General features: G+C 34.3%; 11 protein-coding genes and 1 tRNA gene. 8 read left to right on the top strand and 4 right to left on the bottom strand.

Annotated elements, in window-relative coordinates; all coding sequences use genetic code 11:
- Window positions 1-23: 23 nt before the first annotated feature.
- From JM658_RS12990 to JM658_RS12980, 3 genes are all read right to left on the bottom strand, one after another.
- Window positions 24-617, bottom strand: coding sequence for a Maf family nucleotide pyrophosphatase (locus JM658_RS12990; RefSeq protein ID WP_236959704.1), 594 nt, complete (start codon window positions 615-617; stop codon window positions 24-26).
- A gap of 77 nt (window positions 618-694) precedes the next feature.
- Entirely contained in the window at window positions 695-1225 is a 531-nt protein-coding gene (locus tag JM658_RS12985) for a KdsC family phosphatase (RefSeq protein WP_236959703.1), read from the bottom strand.
- On the bottom strand, window positions 1206-1973 hold the full coding sequence (locus JM658_RS12980; protein WP_236959702.1) for a Rossmann-like and DUF2520 domain-containing protein: 768 nt from the start codon (window positions 1971-1973) through the stop codon (window positions 1206-1208). The genes JM658_RS12985 and JM658_RS12980 overlap by 20 nt, the downstream gene beginning before the upstream one ends.
- A 381-nt stretch (window positions 1974-2354) precedes the next feature.
- On the opposite strand from JM658_RS12980, the gene ccsA reads away from it, so the two are divergent.
- The 5 genes from ccsA to JM658_RS12955 all read left to right on the top strand — a co-directional run bounded on the left by ccsA (window position 2355) and on the right by JM658_RS12955 (window position 7619).
- Complete coding sequence (ccsA, locus tag JM658_RS12975; RefSeq protein ID WP_236959701.1) at window positions 2355-5552, top strand: cytochrome c biogenesis protein CcsA; 3198 nt, start codon at window positions 2355-2357, stop codon at window positions 5550-5552.
- Window positions 5553-5663: 111 nt separating this feature from the next.
- Window positions 5664-6044, top strand: coding sequence for a hypothetical protein (locus JM658_RS12970; protein WP_236959700.1), 381 nt, complete (start codon window positions 5664-5666; stop codon window positions 6042-6044).
- 171 nt (window positions 6045-6215) lie between these two features.
- On the top strand, window positions 6216-6932 hold the full coding sequence (bshB1, locus tag JM658_RS12965) for a bacillithiol biosynthesis deacetylase BshB1 (protein WP_236959699.1): 717 nt from the start codon (window positions 6216-6218) through the stop codon (window positions 6930-6932).
- Between the two features lie 61 nt (window positions 6933-6993).
- A tRNA-His gene (locus JM658_RS12960) sits at window positions 6994-7069 on the top strand.
- 121 nt (window positions 7070-7190) lie between these two features.
- Window positions 7191-7619, top strand: coding sequence for a DUF1801 domain-containing protein (locus JM658_RS12955; protein ID WP_236959698.1), 429 nt, complete (start codon window positions 7191-7193; stop codon window positions 7617-7619).
- A gap of 78 nt (window positions 7620-7697) precedes the next feature.
- Here the strand turns inward: JM658_RS12955 and JM658_RS12950 are convergent, their stop codons facing one another.
- The gene (locus tag JM658_RS12950) at window positions 7698-9266 is read right to left on the bottom strand and encodes a M28 family peptidase (protein ID WP_236959697.1); all 1569 of its coding nucleotides are present in this window, start codon (window positions 9264-9266) and stop codon (window positions 7698-7700) included.
- A gap of 397 nt (window positions 9267-9663) precedes the next feature.
- On the opposite strand from JM658_RS12950, the gene JM658_RS12945 reads away from it, so the two are divergent.
- Genes JM658_RS12945 through JM658_RS12935 form a run of 3 tightly spaced genes read left to right on the top strand, consistent with a single transcriptional unit; the run spans window position 9664 to window position 23397 of the window.
- Entirely contained in the window at window positions 9664-20502 is a 10839-nt protein-coding gene (locus JM658_RS12945; RefSeq protein ID WP_236959696.1) for a PKD domain-containing protein, read from the top strand.
- Window positions 20503-20542: 40 nt separating this feature from the next.
- Window positions 20543-21460: a PorP/SprF family type IX secretion system membrane protein gene (locus JM658_RS12940; RefSeq protein ID WP_236959754.1), complete on the top strand. Its 918-nt coding sequence runs from the start codon at window positions 20543-20545 to the stop codon at window positions 21458-21460.
- An 11-nt stretch (window positions 21461-21471) separates the two neighbouring features.
- A complete protein-coding gene (locus tag JM658_RS12935; protein WP_236959695.1) occupies window positions 21472-23397 on the top strand; it encodes an OmpA family protein in 1926 nt (641 codons plus the stop codon).
- The last annotated feature ends 109 nt before the right edge of the window (window positions 23398-23506 follow it).

Genomic DNA, 23506 nt, shown 5'->3' with positions numbered 1-23506 from the left:
CTTTAATTTAAAATTACAAAAAACTATTCTATTACTAGGGAGTTTAAAGCTTTATAAACTTCATAAACAGGCAAGCCAACAACATTTGCATAAGAACCTTCAATTTTAATAATTCCTATTTGACCAATCCATTCTTGAATTCCGTAACCACCAGCTTTGTCATAAGGTTTGTAATTGGTTACATAATACTCAATTTCATCCTCTGTAAGCTCTTTAAAATATACTTTAGTAATATGATTGATAGTTTTTTCTATTTTTTTAGTAGTAAAACAGACAGAGGTAATTACTTCATGCATATTTCCAGAAAGCGATCTCAACATAGCCATGGCTTCCTCTTTACTTCTTGGCTTTCCAAGGGCTTCTTCGTTGTGCCAAACAATAGTATCCGAAGTTATTAGAATATCATTCTCTTTGAGTGTCTCCTTATGTGGTAACGATTTTAGCTGAGCTAGATAATCAGAAATTTCGTATTTATATAATCGCTTAGGGTATACTTCTTCAACTTCTTTTAAGCGGATCTCAAATTCAATACCTAGGTCTTTTATAAATTGTTGCCTTCTAGGAGAGCCAGAAGCCAGGATAATGTTATAATCTTTAAGTCTGTCGTTTAAAATCATTTTTAATTATTTAATTAAAGTGCATAAAGTAGAATGTTTGAAGCTTTACAAAATAGAAACCTATCGATTACAATTTTTTAGTCGGTTTTTGCATCAAAACTATCTTTCCATTTACCCTGTACTTTCAAGACTTGTTCAATCACATCACGAACGCATCCTTTTCCACCTTGTTTATGAGAAATATATTTTGAAATCTCTTTAATTTCAGCAACTGCATCATTTGGGCAACAAGGCATTCCTACCATTTTCATAACATGATAATCTGGAATGTCATCTCCCATATAAAGAACATTTTCAGATTTAATATTATAGACATCAAAATATTCATCAAGTGTATCTATTTTATTGCTCACACCTAAATGAATATCAGTAATCCCTAATCCTCGTAATCTTGAGCGAACACCTTCGTTACTTCCACCAGAAATAATACAAATATTATAACCCTTATCTAAGGCAGTTTTCATAGCATAACCATCTTTTACATTCATGGTTCTTAGTAATTGCCCGTCTGAAGTGATTGATATAATTCCGTCTGTTAAAACGCCGTCTACATCAAAAACAAAAGTAGTAATGTGTTCTAGATATTCTTTATAACTCTTTTCTTCCATAGCTATTAATTATAGATGTTGTTAGTAGTTTGTATATTTCTTTATGCGAATCTTTTTCTAGTAATTCGAGATGCGAATTTATGGTTTTTGTATCGTTTCTTTTTGCGGGTCCTGTTTGAGATTCTTCAGGAGTAAGTGTTTTTATTTTTTCTGAAGTTTCTTCAATAAGAGGCTGTAGAATATCAAAAGGGATATCATTCTGCTTACAGATTTCATTTCCTATTTGGTACATATGATTCACAAAATTATTTACAAATACAGCGGAAAGATGAATAGCTTTTCGTTGTTTAGAATCAATTTTATAAACTTTATTAGAAATAGATGCTGCTAATGTTTGTAGTACTTTTAGGTCTGTATCATTTTCAGCTTCAATACAAATAGGGATTTCTTCAAAATTCACCTCTTTATCAATAGAAAAAGACTGCAACGGATAAAAAACACCTCGTTTATTCTTTTCATTTAAATCTAGCATAGAAACATTGCCAGAAGTATGTACAACCAGTTTGTTTGAGAAAGGAAGCTCGTTAGAAATATCAGCAATAGCATTGTCACTTACAGCGATCACATAAATATCTGCTTCAATAATGTCTGCTAGCTTATTAGTTACACGTGTTTTATCCTCGAAAACTTTGATAGCAGAAAGCGATCGATTGTAGCATTGTACTACGTTTATAGAGTTATTTTCATTAAAAACTCTAAACAAATGATGCGCTATATTTCCTCCTCCTAGGAGCACAATTTTTAACATGTTGCTAAATTACGTAATGGTGACCATTTTGGAGATTAAAAAGGAGAAAAAGTTAGTCATTATAAAAGTTATCACCAATATTTTGAAGTTTTTAATGCCGATTATTAGCACTATGTCGTTTTCTAAAGATAGATTTATATGTAAGAAATGTGAGCTGTATTAAACATACTATCAAAACGTTTATTATGCAGTCTATGAGTGGTAATAGGTCTCTTAAGCTTATTTGTATAGACGGTTATCGTCTTTGTAAAGAAATAAAGCTATAATATTACTAAGTGTAGATTATAAGTTCTTAATAATTCTTCTAAATTAACGTTTTAAATCACAAAAAGGACTTATTTTTGCGAACTGAAATTCAATTGGTAAAACTCTATAATACTGATGTTAGATTCTCTTAAAAAAATTATATTTTCTACTCGTTTAATGGCTATCCTTTTTGTTGCATTTGCAGTATCAATGGCGCTAGGAACTTTTATTGAAAACTGGTACAGTACAGAAACTTCTAAAATTTGGATTTATAACACTTGGTGGTTTGAACTCATCATGTTATTTTTTGTTATAAATTTCCTTGGTAACATTAAGCGTTATCGTTTATTTCAGAAAGAACAGTGGGCAGTACTTTTACTACACTTATCTTTTATAGTGATCATAATGGGAGCTTTTGTTACCCGTTACATTGGTTACGAAGGAGCAATGCCTATTAGAGAGGGTTCTACAGTGGATTATATTCTTACGCAACAAAAATACCTTAGTGTTTTTGTAGATGGAGATGTAGATGGCGAGCCACTAAGAAAACCTCTTCAAGATGAAATAATGGTAACTAGTGAGGCTATAAAATCTTCGCTTCCATGGAAATCAGATTTTAAAGGGGAACCTTTTAAAATTTCTTATGCAGGTTTTATTGAAGGAGCAGAAGAAGGACTTATTGAAACCGAGAATGGTGATAACTATCTTAAGATCGTAGAAGCAGGTGGAGGTAACAGACATGATCATTATTTGAAAGATGGAGAGGTAGCCAATATTCATAATATATTATTCGCCTTAAATAAAGAAACTCCAGGAGCTGTAAATATTACGGTTAACGATTCTGCGAGTACTATAAAATCACCTTTTGAAGGTACTTTTATGAGAATGGCAGATCAGTTTCAAGGAACTGTAGTTCAAGACAGCGTGCAAGAATTAATGTATCGTTCTCTTTATAATACAGCGGGAATGCAATTTGTTTTTCCTGATCAAATGATAAAGGGTGAATATGGTGTTGTAGAAACGAAAGAGAAAAATGAAAATCAGCAAGACGCAATTATATTAGATATTACTACTGGTGGAGAAACGAAACAAGTTAAAGTTTTAGGAGGATCAGGACATCTTACAAACCCTAAGACAGTTACCGTTGGTGATTTTGACTTTCATCTTTCTTTTGGTTCTATTAAAAAAGACCTTCCTTTTAGTATTACTTTAAATGATTTTATTGCTGAAAAATACCCAGGTACAGAGAAGGGGTATTCTTCATTTATGAGTAAAGTTACCGTAAATGACGAGCGTACTTTTGATTATGATATTTATATGAATCATGTGTTGGATCATGGCGGGTATCGCTTCTTTCAGTCAGGATTTGATCCAGATGAAAAGGGAACAATACTTTCTGTAAATCATGATTATTGGGGAACTTGGATTACCTATTTAGGGTATTTCTTATTATACACGGGACTTATGGGAATTATGTTCTTCGGAAAAACGCGATTTATAAAATTAGGAGAGATGTTAGAAAAAGTAAAGGCAAAGAAAGCTACTTTATCTGCTATTGTAATCCTTTTTACAGTTTTTAGTGGGTTTGCTCAAAACATTCCAATGCATGGAACGATAGACCACCCAGAAGATCAACAAGTAAAAGAAGAAGAACACATACATGTTACTCCGCCAACGAAACACCAAATAGATTCTATTTTACAAACTACCATAGTTCCAAAAGAACATGCAGCTAAGTTTGGAGAGTTAATTATTCAAGATAGTAAAGGAAGGATGAAGCCTGTGAATACATTTGCTTCTGAGTTGCTTAGAAAACTAAGAAAGTCTGATACGTTTGAAGATTTAGATGCTAATCAAGTATTGGTATCTATGATACAGAATCCTGCATTATGGTATAATGTAGACTTACTATATATAACTAGTAAGAATGATAGTATTAGAACTGTTATTGACGTTCCTAAAGATCAAGAGTATGTAAAAGCGGTCGACTTTTTCGATGGAGTAGAATATAAATTGTCTCCATACCTTCAAGATGCATATGCTACAAATACACCTAATCAATTTCAAAAAGGTTTTAGAGAGTTTGATTTAAAGCTAGGATTGGTTAATCAAGCGCTAGGAGGGGAGATTCTTAGAATCTATCCGTTGCCAGATAATGAGAATAATAAATGGATTTCTGCAACAGCATTTAAAAATGAATCTTATAAAGTTAACGATTCACTTTATGCTAATTTTATAAACAAGTCTTTATCTTTCTATGTGATGGCTTTACAACAAGCTAAAAGCACAGGAGATTATACCCAAGCAGATAAAATTATAGAAGCTTTCAAACAGAATCAAAAAAACTATGGTTCTGAGGTATTGCCTTCAGAAACAAAAATACAAACGGAGATTATTTATAATAAGTTAAATATTTTCGAAGAGCTTTTAATCTGGTATATGGTTATAGGTTTAGTGATGTTCACCGCTATTATTATTCAGATTTTTAGAGATTCTAAAGCACTCAGAATTATTATTAACGTATGTAAAGTAGCTATCTTTATCATGTTTGCTCTACAAACTTTAGGATTAGCAGCAAGATGGTATATTAGTGGACATGCGCCGTGGAGTGATGCTTATGAGAGTGTGTTGTATGTGGCTTGGAGTACAATGGGATTAGGGTTGTTATTCGCAAGAAAAAGTAACCTTACACTTGCATCAACAGCTTTTGTAACAGCAATTATACTGTTTGGAGCACACATGAATTGGATAGATCCTGCCATAGCAAATCTACAACCTGTTTTAGATAGTTATTGGTTAATGATTCACGTAGCAGTAATTGTAGGAAGCTACGGACCGTTTACATTAGGAATGATCTTAGGTGTTGTAACGTTATTATTAATAACTTTTACTACAAAGAAGAATAAATCTAAAATGGAGCTCAGTATTCAAGAGCTTACTATTATTAATGAACTGGCGCTTACTGTAGGTCTTGTTATGTTAACTATTGGAAACTTTCTAGGAGGACAATGGGCTAACGAGAGTTGGGGTAGATATTGGGGCTGGGATCCAAAAGAAACATGGGCGCTTATAAGTATTATGGTTTATGCTTTTGTAATTCATATGAGGCTTGTACCAGGTTTACGTGGTCGTTGGGCTTACAACTTTGCTAGTATTTTGGCATTTGCGAGTATCATGATGACATATTTTGGTGTTAACTTTTACCTTTCAGGATTACATTCATATGCAAGTGGAGATAAAGTTATTACGCCAATGTTTGTTTATTATGCAGTATTCTTTGTATTTGTTTTAGGTGGCGTAAGTTATTGGAGATATAAAAAGGTCTTTAAATAATTTATATTATTTGTAAGTTTTATCTGATGATTATTTTTACTCTTATGGTGAAAATAATTCTATAATGTTGTATATTTATTTGACATTAATGTTGGACATAAAACTTTTAAAATGAAAAATTTAGCACTTATTTTAGCTTTTGTCGCCAGTATTTTATTTGTAAACACTAGCGAGGCTCAGTCAGATTTCCCTAAAGCCGATTTTTTAAATACTATGAATAGTTTCGATGATATTGGGCTGAACTTATCATCAGACCAATCAAGTGAACTTAAAGATTTAAATTCTGGAATGGTAGATAAAGTCTTTAGTGTTCTAAATAGTGATAAGGATAAGGAAAGTAAGATTTCTGAATTGAAGAATATTAAAAGTGATACCAAAAAGAAAGGAATTGATATTCTTGGAGAAGATAATTTTAAGTCTTACAAGAAGTCAATGAAGAAGAAACTTAAGCCTTTTAAGAGAAAGACAAAGCTTGTTAAGTTCGTGTTGTAAAAAGAATTATTAAAATCAATATAAAGAACCGCTTAAAGATGAAAAATCACATTTCATCTTTAAGCGGTTTCTCTTTTCTATTATACCCGTTACTAAATTAAGCCATAAAAACTTACACTTTGAATTGATTGATGTATTTTTGAATTATAATTTATTGAAAAAGAATTACAGATGAAATTAGATATACTCGCATTTGGCGCTCACCCTGATGATGTAGAATTAGGATGTGGGGCCACAATTGCAAAAGAAATAAAACTAGGGAAAACCGTAGGAGTTGTAGATTTAACTAGGGGAGAACTAGGAACTAGAGGTACAGCGGAAATTAGAGATAAAGAGGCTGCTAATGCCGCTAAAATTCTTGGGATTGAAGTTCGTGAGAATTTATGTTTTGCAGATGGTTTTTTTGTAAATGATAAAGCCCATCAGTTGGAAGTTATTAAAATGATTAGAAAGTACAAGCCAGAAATGGTGTTGTGTAATGCGGTAGACGATAGACATATTGATCATGGTAAAGGAAGCAAGTTAGTAAGTGATGCATGCTTTTTAAGCGGTTTAAAAAGGATAGAAACAGCAATCGATGGAAAGACTCAACAAGCGTGGAGACCTAAAGTTGTTTACCATTATATACAATGGAAAAATATAACCCCTGATTTTGTAGTGAATGTAGATGGATTTATTGATATTAAAATAGAAGCCATTAAAGCATATAGTTCTCAGTTTTTTGATCCTAATAGTAAAGAGCCAGAAACACCAATTACCAGTAAAAACTTTTTTGATAGTGTAGATTATCGTGCTAGAGACTTAGGAAGGTTAATAGGGGTAGAGCATGCAGAAGGTTTTACAGCAGAAAGATTACTGGGAGTGAATGAGTTAGGGAATTTGTTGTAAAAAAGATAATTTTTTCTTTGCAAAAGGGATAAAATGATTTACATTTGCATCCGAAATAAACGGTGGTTGTAGCTCAGCTGGTTAGAGCATCGGTTTGTGGTACCGAGGGTCGCCGGTTCGAACCCGGTCTTCCACCCAAAAGCAAAAAGGCTTCCTTAAAAGGAGGCCTTTTTTTGTGCCTTTATTTTAAAAGCTTCCGTATATTTAAATCTTCAGTTTAAGAGAATAGTTTTTTATAGTTTCTTTCAATATAAATAAATGGAGAATTTAGAAGTTATCGTTGATCCAGCAGTTAAAAATGTTTTTAATAAATATCCCGCTTCCGTTAAAAATAAGATGCTAGCGCTTCGTGAGCTAGTATTGGATACAGCAAATAGCGTTGAAGCAATAGATAAGTTAGAGGAGACTTTAAAATGGGGAGAGCCTAGTTATGTTACCAAGATAGGAAGCACACTTAGGATGGATTGGAAATCTAAATCTCCAGACCAATATGCTATGTACTTCCAATGTAGTAGTAGTTTAGTATCTACTTTTAGGTTACTTTTTGGAAACACGCTTACATTTGAAGGCAATAGAGCAATTATTTTTAAATTGGAAGATAAGATACCAGAAGAAGAATTAAAGTGCTGTATAAAAGCTGCATTAACGTACCATAAGGTAAAACATTTACCTACGTTGGGAATTTAAAATATAATTTAAGTTTAGAGCATAAAAAATCCCGTTGGTTATCAAATCAACGGGATTTTTTTATGTGTTTATCTATTATTATTTAGTAGGCATCGCTTTGTCTACTTTAATTCTTTCAGGTCTATTTGCAACCTCCCATGCTGTTTGGAATACAAGCTTAGCTCTGTTTGTTAGTAAATCGTAATTTATTTTGTCTGGAGTATCAGATATTTTATGGTAATCTGCATGTGTCCCGTTGAAGTAAAATATAATAGGAACATTATGCTTTGCAAAGTTGTAATGATCACTTCTATAGTAAAAACGATTTGGATCATTGTCATCATTATAAGTATAATCTAATTCGATATTAGCGTACTTTTTATTCACTTCTTCAGAAATTTCATGTAACTCCGTACTTAATTTATCAGAACCAATTAAGTAGATGTAGTTTCTGTCTCCATCTCTTTTTGGATCAATTCTACCAATCATGTCTATATTTAAATCGGCAACAGTTTTTTCTAACGGAAAGATAGGGTGTTCAGAGTAATACTCAGAACCAAGAAGTCCTTTCTCTTCTCCTGTTACATGTAAAAACACGATTGATCTTTCTGGACCATTTCCTTCGTCAGCGGCTTTTTTAAAGGCTTCAGCAATTTCTAAAATAGCAACTGTACCACTTCCATCATCATCAGCACCATTAAAAACATTTCCATCTGCATCTACACCTACATGATCTAAATGAGCAGAAATAACAAGATATTCTTCAGGTTTACTTTTTCCTTCTATAATAGCTACTACATTTTCAGAATTTTTATCTACAGTTTTATTTTCAATATTTAAAGATATTTTTGAATCTAAAACTTTAGCGTCATTTTTAGAATCGATATCAGCATATAATTTTTTAGCGGCTTTTTTGTCAACAAAGAAAGTAGCTAGTTTATCATCGTCACTTTTAAGACTCATACTTCCACCGTCAGCAGATTCTAGATAATGATTGTATCTTCTTAAAGAGCGATTGTAGTATGCATCATCATAATAAATAACACCTTCAGCACCTTTTTCTTTCGCAATTTTTATTCTTTTAGAAAGTGTCTCTCTCCAATTAGACCAAACACTAGGGTCTTTAGTTCCTGTAAGAATGTAAGAACCATAATCGGTTACTGGCTCTCCAATTTTTATAAGGACATATTTACCTTTTACATCAATATTTTTATAATCCGAATATTTGTCAGTATCAATACCAAAACCAGCATATACCAATTCATAAGATTTATTTGCAACAGAAGAAAAAGTAATAATTCCATTTCCTAGCTCAAAATCTTCACCTCCGTAAGAAATTGTTCCTTCTGGAGTTCCACTAATTTCTAAAGGGACATTTTGGAAATAATCATCGCCACCTTTTGCAGCAGGAATTCCTAATTTTAGATACTCGTTTTTTAAATATTCTACAGCTTTCTTTTGTCCTTTATCTCCCGTGTTTCTTCCTTCAAACTCATCTGAAGCATAGGTATATAGATGTTCTTTTAACTCACCTTCCGTTATGGTATTGGCATAAGAAACTCGATCAGATTTTTCTTCGGTTGTATCTTTTGAAGTAGTGCTGCCATTTTGTTGTGCACTGTTACAAGCAAACGCAAAGAAAAGCCCTGCATATATTATTTTTTTCATTCGTAATATTTGTTAATCGTTGATTTTTTCCAAATATAGGTATGAGAAACAAATAAAAAGTGGATTTAAATTATAATAACATGTTAAAATTATATAATTTTATACTACGTTAGTGTTCCCCTTCCCCTGAACATATTTTTTAATAAATAGAAACTAATTTATCAACGATAATTTTCTAGATAGTAGTGTTTTAAAATAATTTCTTTTGTTTTTAAAAGTTATTTTTTTTTATTTTAATAGCTATCTATTTAATTTTCAGTGTTCAAACTAACAGATCAATATTATTTACATGGTTAAATATTACTCTTCTTTTTTGCTCTTATTTTTTAAGCTCAATAAACCGTATAGTAATCGTTTTAAATTTAAAAACGAATTATGTGTTTTATTTTTCATTGTTTTGTGTGTATTTACTGCAAGTGCTCAGGATTGTAGTGTTAATGCAGGAATCGATGAAACCATTTGTGGTGATGTTACTACCTATAATCTTTCTGGTTCTTTTGCCGGAAATTTTCCAGGTAGTCCTCAAGCAGTTTGGACACAAACAGGAGGGCCATCAGTAACAATTGTTGATAGTGAAAATGCAGAAACCGAGATTACTGGACTTGTTGGAGGAAATGAGTATACATTTCAATATACAGGACAATGTAGCGATGGGGTTACTGTATCTCAAGATGTTACTATAACTGTAGAAAATATTACGATAGCAGATGCTGGTAGCGATATTGAAACTTGTCCAGATAGCTCTGGGAGTGTTTTAATATCTGGTAACACACCTTCTTATACAGGAGAAGTTGGTACATGGAGCATTGTAGGTAGTAATAGTGCTGGAGTTACAATTAATACACCTAGTTCTAGTAATTCTACGATTGATTTATCTGAGGGGAATGCGGGAACTACCACGCTAAGATGGACAATAACTGGTCCAGAGTATGCCCCTGGATTATATTGTGAAACTTATGATGAAATAACGATTACCAATTATGGCGGTGTTGATCCTGTTGATGCTGGTGAGGATCAAAATCTTAATAGCTGCTATACAGTCTCGCAATCTACTAATTTGGATGGTAGTTTTGCTGGAAATGGGCTAGGAGGCCAGCAAGGAACATGGAGCTTTGTAAGTGGTCCCAGACAACCTAATATTGTTAGTCCTAATGATAATGACACTGAAGTTAATGGTTTATATGAAGGGACTTATGTTTTTAGGTGGACAGTAAGTGGTCCTTGTGTAACGGGTTCAGATACAGTAGAGATAACAGTGCAAAAAGCGACTCAAGACGTTACGAAAGCTTCTGTAACCAATGGAGATCAAGTGTTTTGTGATCAAGGAGTTACACAAACGACTTTGGTTGGGAATCAGCCAGAATTTGCGGGAGAAACAGTAGAGTGGACACAAACAAGTGGTCCATCTGCTGCAATATCTGATCCATATAGTCCGACTACCATTGTTAGTGGTTTGTCTTACGATAATACTTATAAGTTTAGATATTCAATTATTAATGAAGATACTGGGTGTTCAACATCAAGAACTGTTACAGTAAGTTATAATGATAATAATTTATCAATTGAAGCAAATGGAGGAGCAGATATTATTGGTGCATGTGGAGAAGAGAGTATAGATATTCCATTTGTAGTAACAGGAAGTGGTGTTAATGAATATAGTATTGTAAGCGGACCAATTGGAGCTTTTACTTATCCTACAGATTATCAAACTTTTTCAGATGAATCTCCATTAACACTAACTTTTGACAGATCTGGAACTTATAATGTAGTTTTAAGAAGAAAGATTACGGGAGATATTTTATCAGAATGTGATATTTCTAGTACTAGTATTAATATAACGATTTCTAAATCTCCGACTCCAGCGAATGGGGGAACGAATCAAGTCTTAGAATGTGGAAATACAACCACAGAGCTTACAGGAAACGAAATAGAATCTGGAAAATCTTTGTGGACACAAATTACGGGACCTAATCAAGCAAGTATAGACAACCCATATGCAAGGGTAACAGGAGTATCAGGATTGGTTCCTGGTAATTATGTATTTAGATATATGGTTACTGCAATAGGAGGTGCTTGTGTTTCAGAAGAAAATACACAATCAGATGTGTTAGTGGTAGTTTCTGATGATGTCCTAACAGATGATTCTGATGCTGGTCCAGATCAATCTGGAATATGTGCAGATGGAAGTGTGTTTTTAGCAGGTAATGAGCCGAAAGATGGTCAAAAAGGAACATGGTCACAAGTAAATGATGGAGCTCCGATGACAGTAGCTTTCGAAGATGAAAATGATCCAAATACAAAGGCAACTGGTTTTGATGAAAAAAATCAAACCTATACTATTCAGTGGTTAATAACTAGCGAAAGTGGAAGCTGTACAACAACCAGTGTAGACCAAGTTGCAATAATAACTTCTGATTCTGAAGCTCCTACACCAGCAGAAGCTGGAGAGGATAGATGTTATGCAGAAGGCACAACGGAATTTTCTTTAGAAGGGAATTCACCAAAATTATTAGAAACAGGAACTTGGACGGTTACTCCCGCAGGTCCTGTTATTTCGGACGTAAATGATCCTACAACATCTGTAACTGTTCCAGGAGATGGTTCTTATACATTCACGTGGTCCATTGATTCTCCAAATTCTTGCGAAATAACTTCAGACGATGTTTTAATTGTAGTTGATACAGAATCGGAGGCAGATGCTGGGCCAGATCAGACAGGGTGTTCAGATACTTTTACTATGGCTGCTCAAGCAACAAGTGCCACTGGAATGTGGACACAAGTTATTGGACCTGGAGGATTTACCATTGTTGATGAAACGAGTCCAACAACAGATATTAATTTTACATATTCAGGATCTTATGTTTTTGAATGGACGGTATCCGCTGGGGAATGTTCGACAGCTTCAGATCAAGTAACTATAAATGTAGGATTACCACCTACAACAGCCGTTGCTGGTCCTGATCAAACAGTTTGTAATGGAGGTAATTCAATCACATTAGCTGCTAATGATTTCGATGCAGATACAGAAACGGGAACTTGGACAAGTACTTCATCTTCTGGAGTAACTCCAACAATTACAGATCCTAATGACCCTAATACAACAGTAACTGGACTTCTTACAGGTATTTATACATTTACTTGGTCTATAAAAGGAGACCCTAATTGTGATGCAAGTACGGATGATGTTGAAGTTCGTATAGGAACTCCAGCAAATGCAGGATCCGATCAAAGCTTATGTAATGCAACTAGTGTATTACTAGAGGCGGAAGAAGGTTCTACTGGAACATGGTCTCAAATATCTTCAACAGGGGCAGATGCTGTTATTTCTCAAATTCCAAATAATAGCAATATAGCAAACGTAGAAATCGTTCCTGGAGTAGATTATGTATTTGAATTTACTACAGACACACCAGGATGTATTACTACAGATCAGGTGACAATTACTAATAGCGGACTTCCAGAATATCAACCAATAGCGGGCGATGATGCCGTTGTTTGTCAAGCGGATTTAGTGCCAACAAATACATATTCTTTAAGTGGAAATACACCACCATCTGGAGTAACTCCCGAATGGAGAATTGCAGATCAGCCTGATGGCGGAAGTGCAACAATTACAGATCCTAGTTCAGCAACTACAACAATTACAGGATTAGATGTTCCTGGGTTTTATATTTTAGAATGGAATTTTAGTGTTGGGAATTGTACAACAGAATCGGATGTTCTTCGATTAACTGTTCTTCAGCCACCATCTCAAGCGGAAGCAGGTCCTAACCAAGATAATGCATGTGTTTTATCAGCGCAAATGGCTGCAACAGCTCCAACAGCAGGAGTGGGAGAATGGACATTTGATGTAGATCCTTCCAATGGAGATGCTATTATTGATAGTCCAAATTCACCAACTACAACAATATCTAATATTACTGCTTTAGGGACTTATACATTAAAATGGACAGTTTCTACAGGTCCTTTCGGAACAGATACAAGTTGTGCACCAACAGAAGATACTGTAGCTATTACTTTTACAGATGAACCACCATATGTGGCAGATGCAGGAGTAGATCAAGAAATATGTTTAATAGCTCCAGCTACAACAACACCAGTTACTTTAGATGCAGAAGATTTTCCAGATGGAGATTTAACTGTAGGTACATGGTCGTTAGTTAGTGGTCCAAATACACCGAATATTGCTGATGTTAATAATCCGAACACAAATGTTTTAGGACTTGTAAGTGGGGATTATGAATTTATGTGGACTACAGAAAAAGGAGGCTGTACAGATAGTGATACAGTTTTAGTTACTGTTTACGGAAGCCCTACAGAAGCAGAAGCTGGTCCTAATCAAACAATAGCAGAGTTTACACCTTTAGTTTTAGCAGGAAATACACCAACCGTAGGAGAAGGTACATGGACGCAAATTAGCGGGCCTACGGATGCAATCTTTACAAATGCTAATAATCCATCTACTTCTGTTAATGATATATCGAAAGGTACGTATGTTTTTGTTTGGACTATTACTAATGGTTCTTGTGAAGACGCTACAGATTTCGTTAAGATAGAAGTTATTGGAAGTGCAGATTTAGAAATATCAAAAACAGCGAGTTCTAAAAGTGTAACTCCAGAAATTGTATCGCCAGGAGATGTAATTACTTTCACGATAGAGGTATTTAATAATGATGTTACAGGAACATCAGATGCTACAAATGTAGCTGTTAGTGATCTTCTTCCTGATGGATATACTATTGTAAATAATTCTATTTCTGATGGAGGAATCTATTACTCAGGAAACTCGGTAGTAAGATGGGAAGGTCTTTCTATTGGTTTAGGAGAAACAATGGACTTAACATTTGAAGCTACAGTTAATAAAACTGGAGATTATGAAAATAAGGTTTTAATTTCTGCTTCAGATCAAAAAGATCCAGATAGTGATCCAGACACAGGTTTTTCAGTAGATGACTTAAATGATGGAGTTGCAGATGATGATGAAGCAACTGCATTAGTTGTAGTAGAACCTGCGGATTTGGAACTTACAAAATCAGCAAATAAAACAGAAGCTAATGTAGGTGAAGAAGTAACTTTTCGTTTAAATTTAGTGAATAACGGACCAGGAAGTGCTTCTAATATCTCTGTGCTAGATTCAATTCCTAGCGGATATACTTTTGTTAGCGGAAGTGCTTCCAATAATGGAGTTTATAATGCTGGAGATAATACTATTGTTTGGGATGATATCTCTTTAAATAGTGGTTTTACAAGCAGCTTACTTTATAAAGCAATTCCAAATAGTACAGGAACAGATTATACAAATATAGCTCAAATTACTGCTTCAAGTAATGAGGATCCAGATAGTGATCCAGAGACAGGATTTGATGAGGATGATTTAAATGATGGAATTGCAGATGATGATGAAGCATCACTTACAGTTCCAATCTCTTATACAGACCTTTCATTATCAAAAACAGTAGATAACACTACTCCAAATGTAGGAGAGATAGTTGTCTTTACTTTAACGGTAACAAATGAAAGTACAACTACAGATGCTACAAATATTACAGTAGAAGATTATGTTCCAAGTGGATATAAAATTATAACCATAAATAATAGCGGATTAAAAATAGGAAATACAATTAGATGGACAGGCTTTAGCATTCCTGCTGGAGCATCTTTAACATCTTCTTTTACCGCTGAAGTTCAAGCGCCAGAAGGAACAACAGATGAGTATTTAAATATCGCGCAGATTACAGAAATGGATCAAGCGGATAGTGATAGTACTCCTGATAATGATGATGGTGACCAGAGTGAAGATGATGAAGATAATGCAGTAGTTACTCCAGAAGTTGCAGATTTAAGTCTTACAAAAGTGGTGAATGATCTAACTCCAGTATTAAGTGATGTAGTAACATTTACTGTAGAGGTAACAAATGATGGTCCTAATGATGCTACAGGCGTTAATGTAGTAGACATTCTTCCATCTGGATATACATTACAAACTGTAAATAATGGTGGTTTTGCTAGTGGGAATACTGCAACATGGAATAATTTATCCATTGCTAATGGAAATACTGTTTCATTAACTTATACAGCAACGGTTATAGAAGGTGATGGATCCATACTAGCCTATACAAATACAGCTCAAGTTACTGCAAGCGATCAGTATGATCCAGATTCTACACCAAATAATAATATAGTAAATGAAGATGATCAGGCCATAGCGAATACAGTTCCACAAAATTTAGTTGATATTGAAGTAACTAAAGTGTCAGATGTTCAAACGGTGGTAAATGGTAGTACCGTTGTATTTACAATTACTGTTGCAAATAATGGACCAGGAAATGCTACGGGAGTTAAAGTTGAAGATCGTATGGGAACTAATCTAACATATGTTTCTCATACAGAATCAGTAGGGACTTATACCGTTGGCCCTCCAGGTGATTGGGATGTTGGAAATCTTGCAGCAGGTGCATCAGAAACATTAACAATCACAACTACAGTGAACAATAATGTTGCAGGAGATTATACCAATATAGCAGAACTCTTAGAAGTTAATGAGACTGATGTAGATTCTTCTCCAGATAATAATATTCCGAGTGAAGATGATCAAGATGAAGTTGATTTAAGTGCTACATTGGTTTCAGATTTAAACCTTACAAAAACAGTAGATTTATCGGAGCAAGTTGTTGGTGAAGATGTAACTTTCTCAATTACGGTAACCAATGAAGGCCCAAATAGCACATCAGGGGTTGTTATAAATGACTTATTGCCTACTGGATATGCGTTTGTTAGTTTTACTGCTACGGAAGGAACTTATGATCAAAATACAGGAGATTGGGCTTTAGCGAGTCCGTTAGGTGTTGGAGAAGTAGATAATTTACAAATTAGAGCAACTGTTTTATCAACTGGAGATTATTTAAATCGAGCAGAGATTATAGCGTCGGCTAATCCAGATTCTGATTCTGATGTTTCTGTTAGTTTTGATGTTGATGATTTAGGAGATGGTATTGCAGATGATGATGAAGCAGAAGTAGAAGTAACACCAATTCCTTCCATAGACCTTTCATTGACTAAAACAGTTAATAATTCGACTCCAAATATTGGAGATGAAGTAATATTTACTGTAACGGTTACCAATGATGGTTTAAGTGAGGCTACAGATGTAACTGTTAAAGATTTATTAGCAGATGGATTAGAATATGTATCAGATAATAGTGGAGGTAATTATGATGAAGCTACTGGAATTTGGACAGTAGGCTCTTTAGCAGCAGCTGGAGCTACATCAGCGATAGAAATTACAGCAAAAGTTTTATTGTATGATGATACACAACCAATTCCATTAGAAGACTATTTCAATAGTGCAGAAGTGTTTAGTGTAAATGAAGATGATGTTGATTCTACACCAAATAACGGTGATGATTCTGAAGATGATTATGATGAATTGCAAGTAACTCCTAATCCTACGCAAGTAGATCTTTCAGTAGAAAAAACAGTAGATAATTTAACTCCTTCTGTTGGAGATAATATAACTTTTACTATTGATGTTACAAACGATGGACCTCAAGATGCAACAGGAGTAATTGTAACCGATAAATTAAATCAGCCAGGCTTTGCATATATTAGTCATACTGTAACTGTTGGTAATTATGTGCCTAATTCTGGAGCATGGAGTGTTGGGGATTTACCAATGGGAACTACAGAGACTTTAACGATTACTGCTACTGTAGAACAAACAGGGTCTTATGTAAATACAGCACAGGTAACAGGACAAGATCAGTTGGATTTTGATTCTACACCTTCAAATAACGATCCAGCAGAAGACGATTACGATACAGTAATAGTTACTCCAGTTTTCGAAGCTGATCTAACATTGAATAAATCAGTGAATAACCCAACTCAGGATGTTGGAAAATTAGTGAATTTTGAACTTGTATTAACCAATAACGGACCATCAAGCGCTACAGGAGTAACGGTTACAGATTTATTACCTGATGGATATACATTTGTTGGTGCGATAGCTTCAGAAGGAAGTTATGATGAAACTACAGGATTGTGGAGTTTAAGCACAGAAATACCTGTTGGAGCACAAGAAACATTAGAATTAGTAGCTCGTGTAAACTCTTCTGGCGCTTATTTAAATGAGGCAGAAGTAACAGCTTCCGATCAAGTGGATCCTACTTCTACACCAAATGATGGAGCGGGAGATGATTATGATACAGCTATAGTAACCCCTAACTTGTTAATAGACCTTAATTTAGATAAACAGGTGAGTAAATTGCTTCCTAATGTTGGAGAAAGAATTTATTATACATTAATATTAACCAATGATGGGCCAAATGAGGCTACTAATATTGAAGTAACAGATATGCTTCCATCAGGAGTTACATTTGTTTCTTATTCAGGAACTGGTAGCTATGATGAAGGAACTGGAATATGGAATGTTTCAGCCCTAGGCGTAGATGAAACTGTTTTCTTAAAGTTGAATGTTACGGTAAATACTTCAGGAACTTATATAAATACTACTGAAGTAACAGCTGCCGATCAGAATGATATAGATTCTACTCCAAATAACGGAATCGATTCAGAAGATGATTATGCTGAAAAGCAAATTATACCTCGTACTCCTTCAGATATAGAAGTAGAAAAAATAGTTGATAATGAAACGCCTAGTATTGGAGAGGTAATAACCTTTACGGTATCAGTTTATAACAATCCTAATAACGGAACTTATATTAGTGATGCTACTGGGATTATTGTAGAAGATGTATTACCATCTGGATTAGGTTATGTGGAAGCAACAACTTCCAACGGTACTTATGATGAGACTACGGGCGTATGGAATATTGGAGACCTTGCAAATGGGGCAACTGCTACAATGACAATGGAAGCGAGAGTTAGAGCAGCAGGAAATTATACTAATACAGCGGAACTTATTGCTTCGGATACAAATGACCCAGATTCTACTCCAAACGATGGAATTGGTCCAGATGATATTTCAACTGTGGATGTTACACCTGTTGTAGCCGCAGATTTATCCCTTACAAAAACGGTAGGGAATGCAACCCCTAAAGTCGGAGAGTTGATTCAATTTGGAATTACACTATCAAATGATGGTCCTGGGGTTGCTAGAGGCATTGAAGTGACAGATATTTTACCTGCTGGATTTACTTATGAAACAAGTTCTTCAAGTAATGGTTCTTATGATTCATCAACAGGAATATGGACATTAAACGGATTATTACTTAGCGGAGATTCAGAAACTTTGACGATTATCGCAGGTGTAAATCCTTCTTCAGCAGTAACAGACGAATATCTAAATACTGCAGAAATTACAGCTTCTGCAAATAAAGATCCAGATTCTACTCCAAATAATGGAGTTGTTACAGAAGATGATTATGCTGAGGTATTAGTTACTCCAATACCGCAAATAGATCTTGCTCTAACTAAAACGGTAAGTAAATTGGTGCCAAGTACAGGAGAGGAAATAGTGTTTACTATTACACTCGAAAATGCTGGGCCTAGCAATGCAACCGGAATAGAAGTGTTAGATCTGCTTCCAGATGGATATTTATACGTTTCTGATAATAGCAATGGATTATATGATAATACAACAGGAATATGGAGTGTTGGAGACCTTGCTAGCGGTAGTGAAACAATTCTTACTATTACTGTTGAGGTTTTAGAAGGAGAATACTTAAATATTGCAGAAGTAAGTGCAGCTAATGAAGAGGATATTAATTCTACTCCTGGGAATAATGATCCTGATGAAAATGACCAAGATCAAGCGCAAATTTTAGCACGAGTAACTACAGACATTAGCGTATTAAAAGAAGTAAGCTCTACAGAACCATCTGTTGGAGATGAGATTACTTTTACCATTAATGTACTTAATGATGGTCCAAGTACCGCTACGGGCGTTGTAGTTAAAGATTTATTGCCTTCTGGATATAGCTATGTTAGTTCTACGCCATCAACTGGAACTTATGATCAAGCTACAGGAGGTTGGGATATCGGAGTGATGCCAAATAAAGATATTCAAACGCTAACCATCGTGGCTCAAGTTTTAGGAAGTGGACGTTATACAAATACAGCGGAATTAATAGCATTAGATACTTACGATCCAGATTCTACTCCAAACAATGGAGTTGAGTCAGAAGATGATCAATCGTCTGTAAGTCCATTCGCTATCGGATTAGCAGATTTATCATTAACTAAAGAAGTTGATAATGCTATGCCGAATGTTGGAGAGCAAATACAGTTTGTAATTCAGGTGACAAATAATGGAGAAAGTGATGCTAGTGGCGTGGAAGTAACAGATGTATTACCTGCAGGATTTACATATGTAAGCTCTTTTGCAACAGCGGGAACTTATAACGAAACTACAGGTATTTGGAAATTGAATACGAAGCTTATTGATGGAAATACTGAAGTGTTAAGTATAAATGTAACGGTAAATGAGCCTACAGGAAATATTGAAGATTTTACAAATTGGGCGCTAATTACAGCAAGTGATACTGAAGATCCTGATAGTGATCCGAACACAGATGAAACAGAAGATGATTTAAATGATGGGATTGAAGATGATGACGAAGCAAGTGTAATTGTAAGTGCATTGAGTGTAGATCTAGGATTAGAAAAAACTGTAAATGATACGCAACCTACTATAGGAAACGATGTTGTATTTACCATGACAGTAACAAATTTAAGTGCAACTGAAGCTACTAATATTGGTATTGAAGATGTATTACCTAGCGGATATAATTTTGTGAATGCAATAGCCTCTTCGGGTACTTATGACGAGCGTACAGGAATTTGGACAATAACTTCTTTAGCAGGAAATGCAAATGCTACATTAGAGATCACAGCTACTGTTTTAGATGTTAACGATTATGTAAATGTGGTTTCCTTAGCTTATTTAGATCAGTTGGATATAAATCCAGGGAACGATACAGCAGAAGCAACTGTTACACCAAATTGTTTAACTATTTACAATGAATTTTCTCCAAATGGAGACGGTACAAACGATTACTTCTATATTGATTGTATTAGTCAGTATCCAAATAATAGGCTGGAAGTTTACAACCGTTGGGGAAGTTTAGTTCATGCTGAAGATGGATATAATAATGAGTGGGATGGTACAACAGACGGTAAATCTACCGACAAAGTATTGCCTATAGGAACTTATTATTATGTATTAGATCTTAAAGATGGATCTGAACCTAAATCAGGATGGTTATACCTTAACAGATAAAATGAACGTATCAATGCCAAACATAAAAAGAAGCATTAGAATGAAAAGTAATTTTAAAAATATAGTATTTGTGGTCGCTTTTATCTGTAGCGGGATTTCTTTTGCCCAACAGTATCCACAATACACACAATATATGTATAATACGATGAGTGTTAACCCTGGTTATACAGGTTCTCGTGGACATATGTCTATTATTGGTTTGTACAGATCGCAATGGGTAGGGTTAGAAGGTTCTCCAGAAACACAGGTTTTTGGAATAGATACTCCTGTTGGAAAAAATGTTGGTTTAGGACTTAATATTGTAAATGATGCCTTAGGTCCAACAAACGAATTATATATCGATGCTAATTTTTCGTATACCGTTCGTTTAAACAACCAAGATGAACGTTTATCATTTGGATTAAAGGCGGGAGGACGTTTCTTTGATGCTGATTTTAGCAAAGGAATTTATCAAAATCCTGATATAGCTTTTCAAGGGGATATCAATAAGTTTTACCCAACTATTGGAGCTGGAATCTATTACCATACTTCAAAAGGATATTTAGGATTATCAATTCCGAATTTCTTTTCTGAAGATCATTATGATGATGTTGAAGAAGAGATTGGAGCAGAAAGAATGCATTATTATTTTATTGGAGGGCGTATTTTCGACCTTAGCCATAATGTGAAATTCAAACCTGCATTCATGGTTAAATATGTTCCTGCTGCTCCAGTAATTGCAGATTTTTCAGCTAATTTCTTATTTTATGAAAGGTTTAGTTTAGGAGCTGCATACCGTTGGGGAGATTCGTTTAGCGGACTTCTAGGACTTCAAATAACAGACGCTATTGGTTTAGGATATTCGTATGATATGACAACTACAAACTTAAAAAACTATAGCTCTGGAACTCATGAAGTTTTTGTTCGCTTTGAATTTAAATCAGATAAAGAAAAATTAAAATCACCGAGATTCTTTTAGATATGAAGTACATGAAGAATATATATATAGTGTTTTTTACTTTGGTTAGTGTAGTTTCATATGCACAAACCAAAAATAGAGCTTCTGATAAGAATTTTGACCGATTGTGGTACAAAAAAGCAGCGCTGCAATATGAAAGTGCAGTAAAGCATGGAGACACTTCTAAAGAGACTTTAATGCGCTTAGGAGATTCTTATTTTTTTAATTCCGATATGGAAAATGCAGCTAAATGGTATGGGGAGTTATTTTCTAAATATGAAAATGAACTAGAGCCAGTTTATGCATTTAGATACATCCAATCCCTCGAGGGAACTGGAGATTACCTGCTTGCAAAAGGAGTTATGAAAATATATACTGAGAAGCTTAACGATTCTACATTCGATGTAGAGCAATTAGAAGATAACGATAAACGGATCGATGCTTTAAGAAATTTACAACCTGAATTTTATGTAACACATCTTTCATCAAATTCTTCCTTGTCAGACTTTGGAGCTGTATTTTATGGTAATCATGTGGTTTTTGCTTCCACAAGAGATTCTAGTGTTGTTACTACAAGAAAATATCATTGGAATGATCAACCGTTTTTAAACCTTTTTATTGCTGATACCATGGTTGGAGGAACAGATTTAACCAATGTAAAATCGTTTTCAAAATCTATAAATAGTAAGTATCATGAAGCTGGTGCAGCTTTTACTAGAGGCTTCGATACGATTTATTTTACCAGAAATAATTACCTGAAAGATGGACTTAAGAGAGATGCTCAAGGAACAAATAACTTAAAAATCTACCGAGCAGTTTCAAAAAATAACAATTGGAAGGAAATAGAAGAGTTGCCTTTTAGTAGTGATGAATATTCAGTTGGGCATCCTTGTATTAGTCCAGATGGTAAAAAATTATATTTCACATCTGATATGCCTGGAACTCTTGGAGGTTCAGATATTTTTGTCGTAGATATTCTTTCTGATGGAACCTTTTCAACACCTAGAAATCTCGGGTCACAGATTAATACTAGCGGAAGAGAAATGTTTCCTTTTGTAACCGATACTAAAATTTACTTTGCCACGGATGGACTTTTAGGATACGGAGGTCTTGATGTTTTTGAAGCTAAAATTGAAGGAAATAATTTTTCTAAGCCTACAAATTTAGGACGTCCTTTAAACAGTAATCTAGATGATTTTGCATACATAGTAGACGAAAATACACAACGTGGTTATGTGTCTTCAAATAGACCTGGAGGTGCTGGAGATGATGATATTTATTCTTTTCAAAGAATTCAGAAATGTGATCAGTTGGTAAGAGGAACTATTACTAATAAAGAGGATGGCATGCCAGAAGCTAATGCTGTTGTCAAATTGTATTTAAATGATAAGGTATTAGATAGTACTCTTTCTGATGCAGCTGGTTTATATAGTTTTGAAACACCACTTATTTGTGAGGAGAATTATAAAGTAACCGTTTCTAAAGACGATTATACAGGAGATGAAGTATTATTTTTGACGACCAAAGAAAATAGCTTTGTTAATGAAGTACCTTTAGAAATTAAGCATAACTTGATTGTAGAAGAAGGAGGGAACTTAAAAATTAAGATTGGACTTATTTATTTTGATTTTGATAAATGGGATATTACTTCTAAAGCAACAATAGAATTAGATAAGGTTGTTAATATTATGAATGAGTATCCTAATATGGTTATTAAAATAGAATCACATACAGATTCTAGAGGTAGAGACGCTTACAATATGCAACTTTCAGATAAACGAGCAAAATCAACTAGAGATTATATCGTTTCTCAAGGAATAGACGCTTCACGTATAGAAAGTGCTATTGGTTACGGTGAATCTAGGTTGTTAAATGGATGTAGTAATGGAGTCCAATGTACAGAAGAAGAACATGATTTAAATAGAAGATCTGAGTTTATAATCTTAAATATGCGTTGATCTCTATTATATTAATTTTAGAATAGTAAAAGCGGATGTCGTCTTGTATTTATAGTAATAATTTAAAATACTAGATGGCATTCTTAGATTATAAGCGCTAATTTAAAGA

It is taken from the genome of Joostella atrarenae (assembly GCF_021764745.1).
Lineage (GTDB): Bacteria > Bacteroidota > Bacteroidia > Flavobacteriales > Flavobacteriaceae > Galbibacter > Galbibacter atrarenae.
This window is presented reverse-complemented; position numbering and strand designations above follow the sequence as displayed.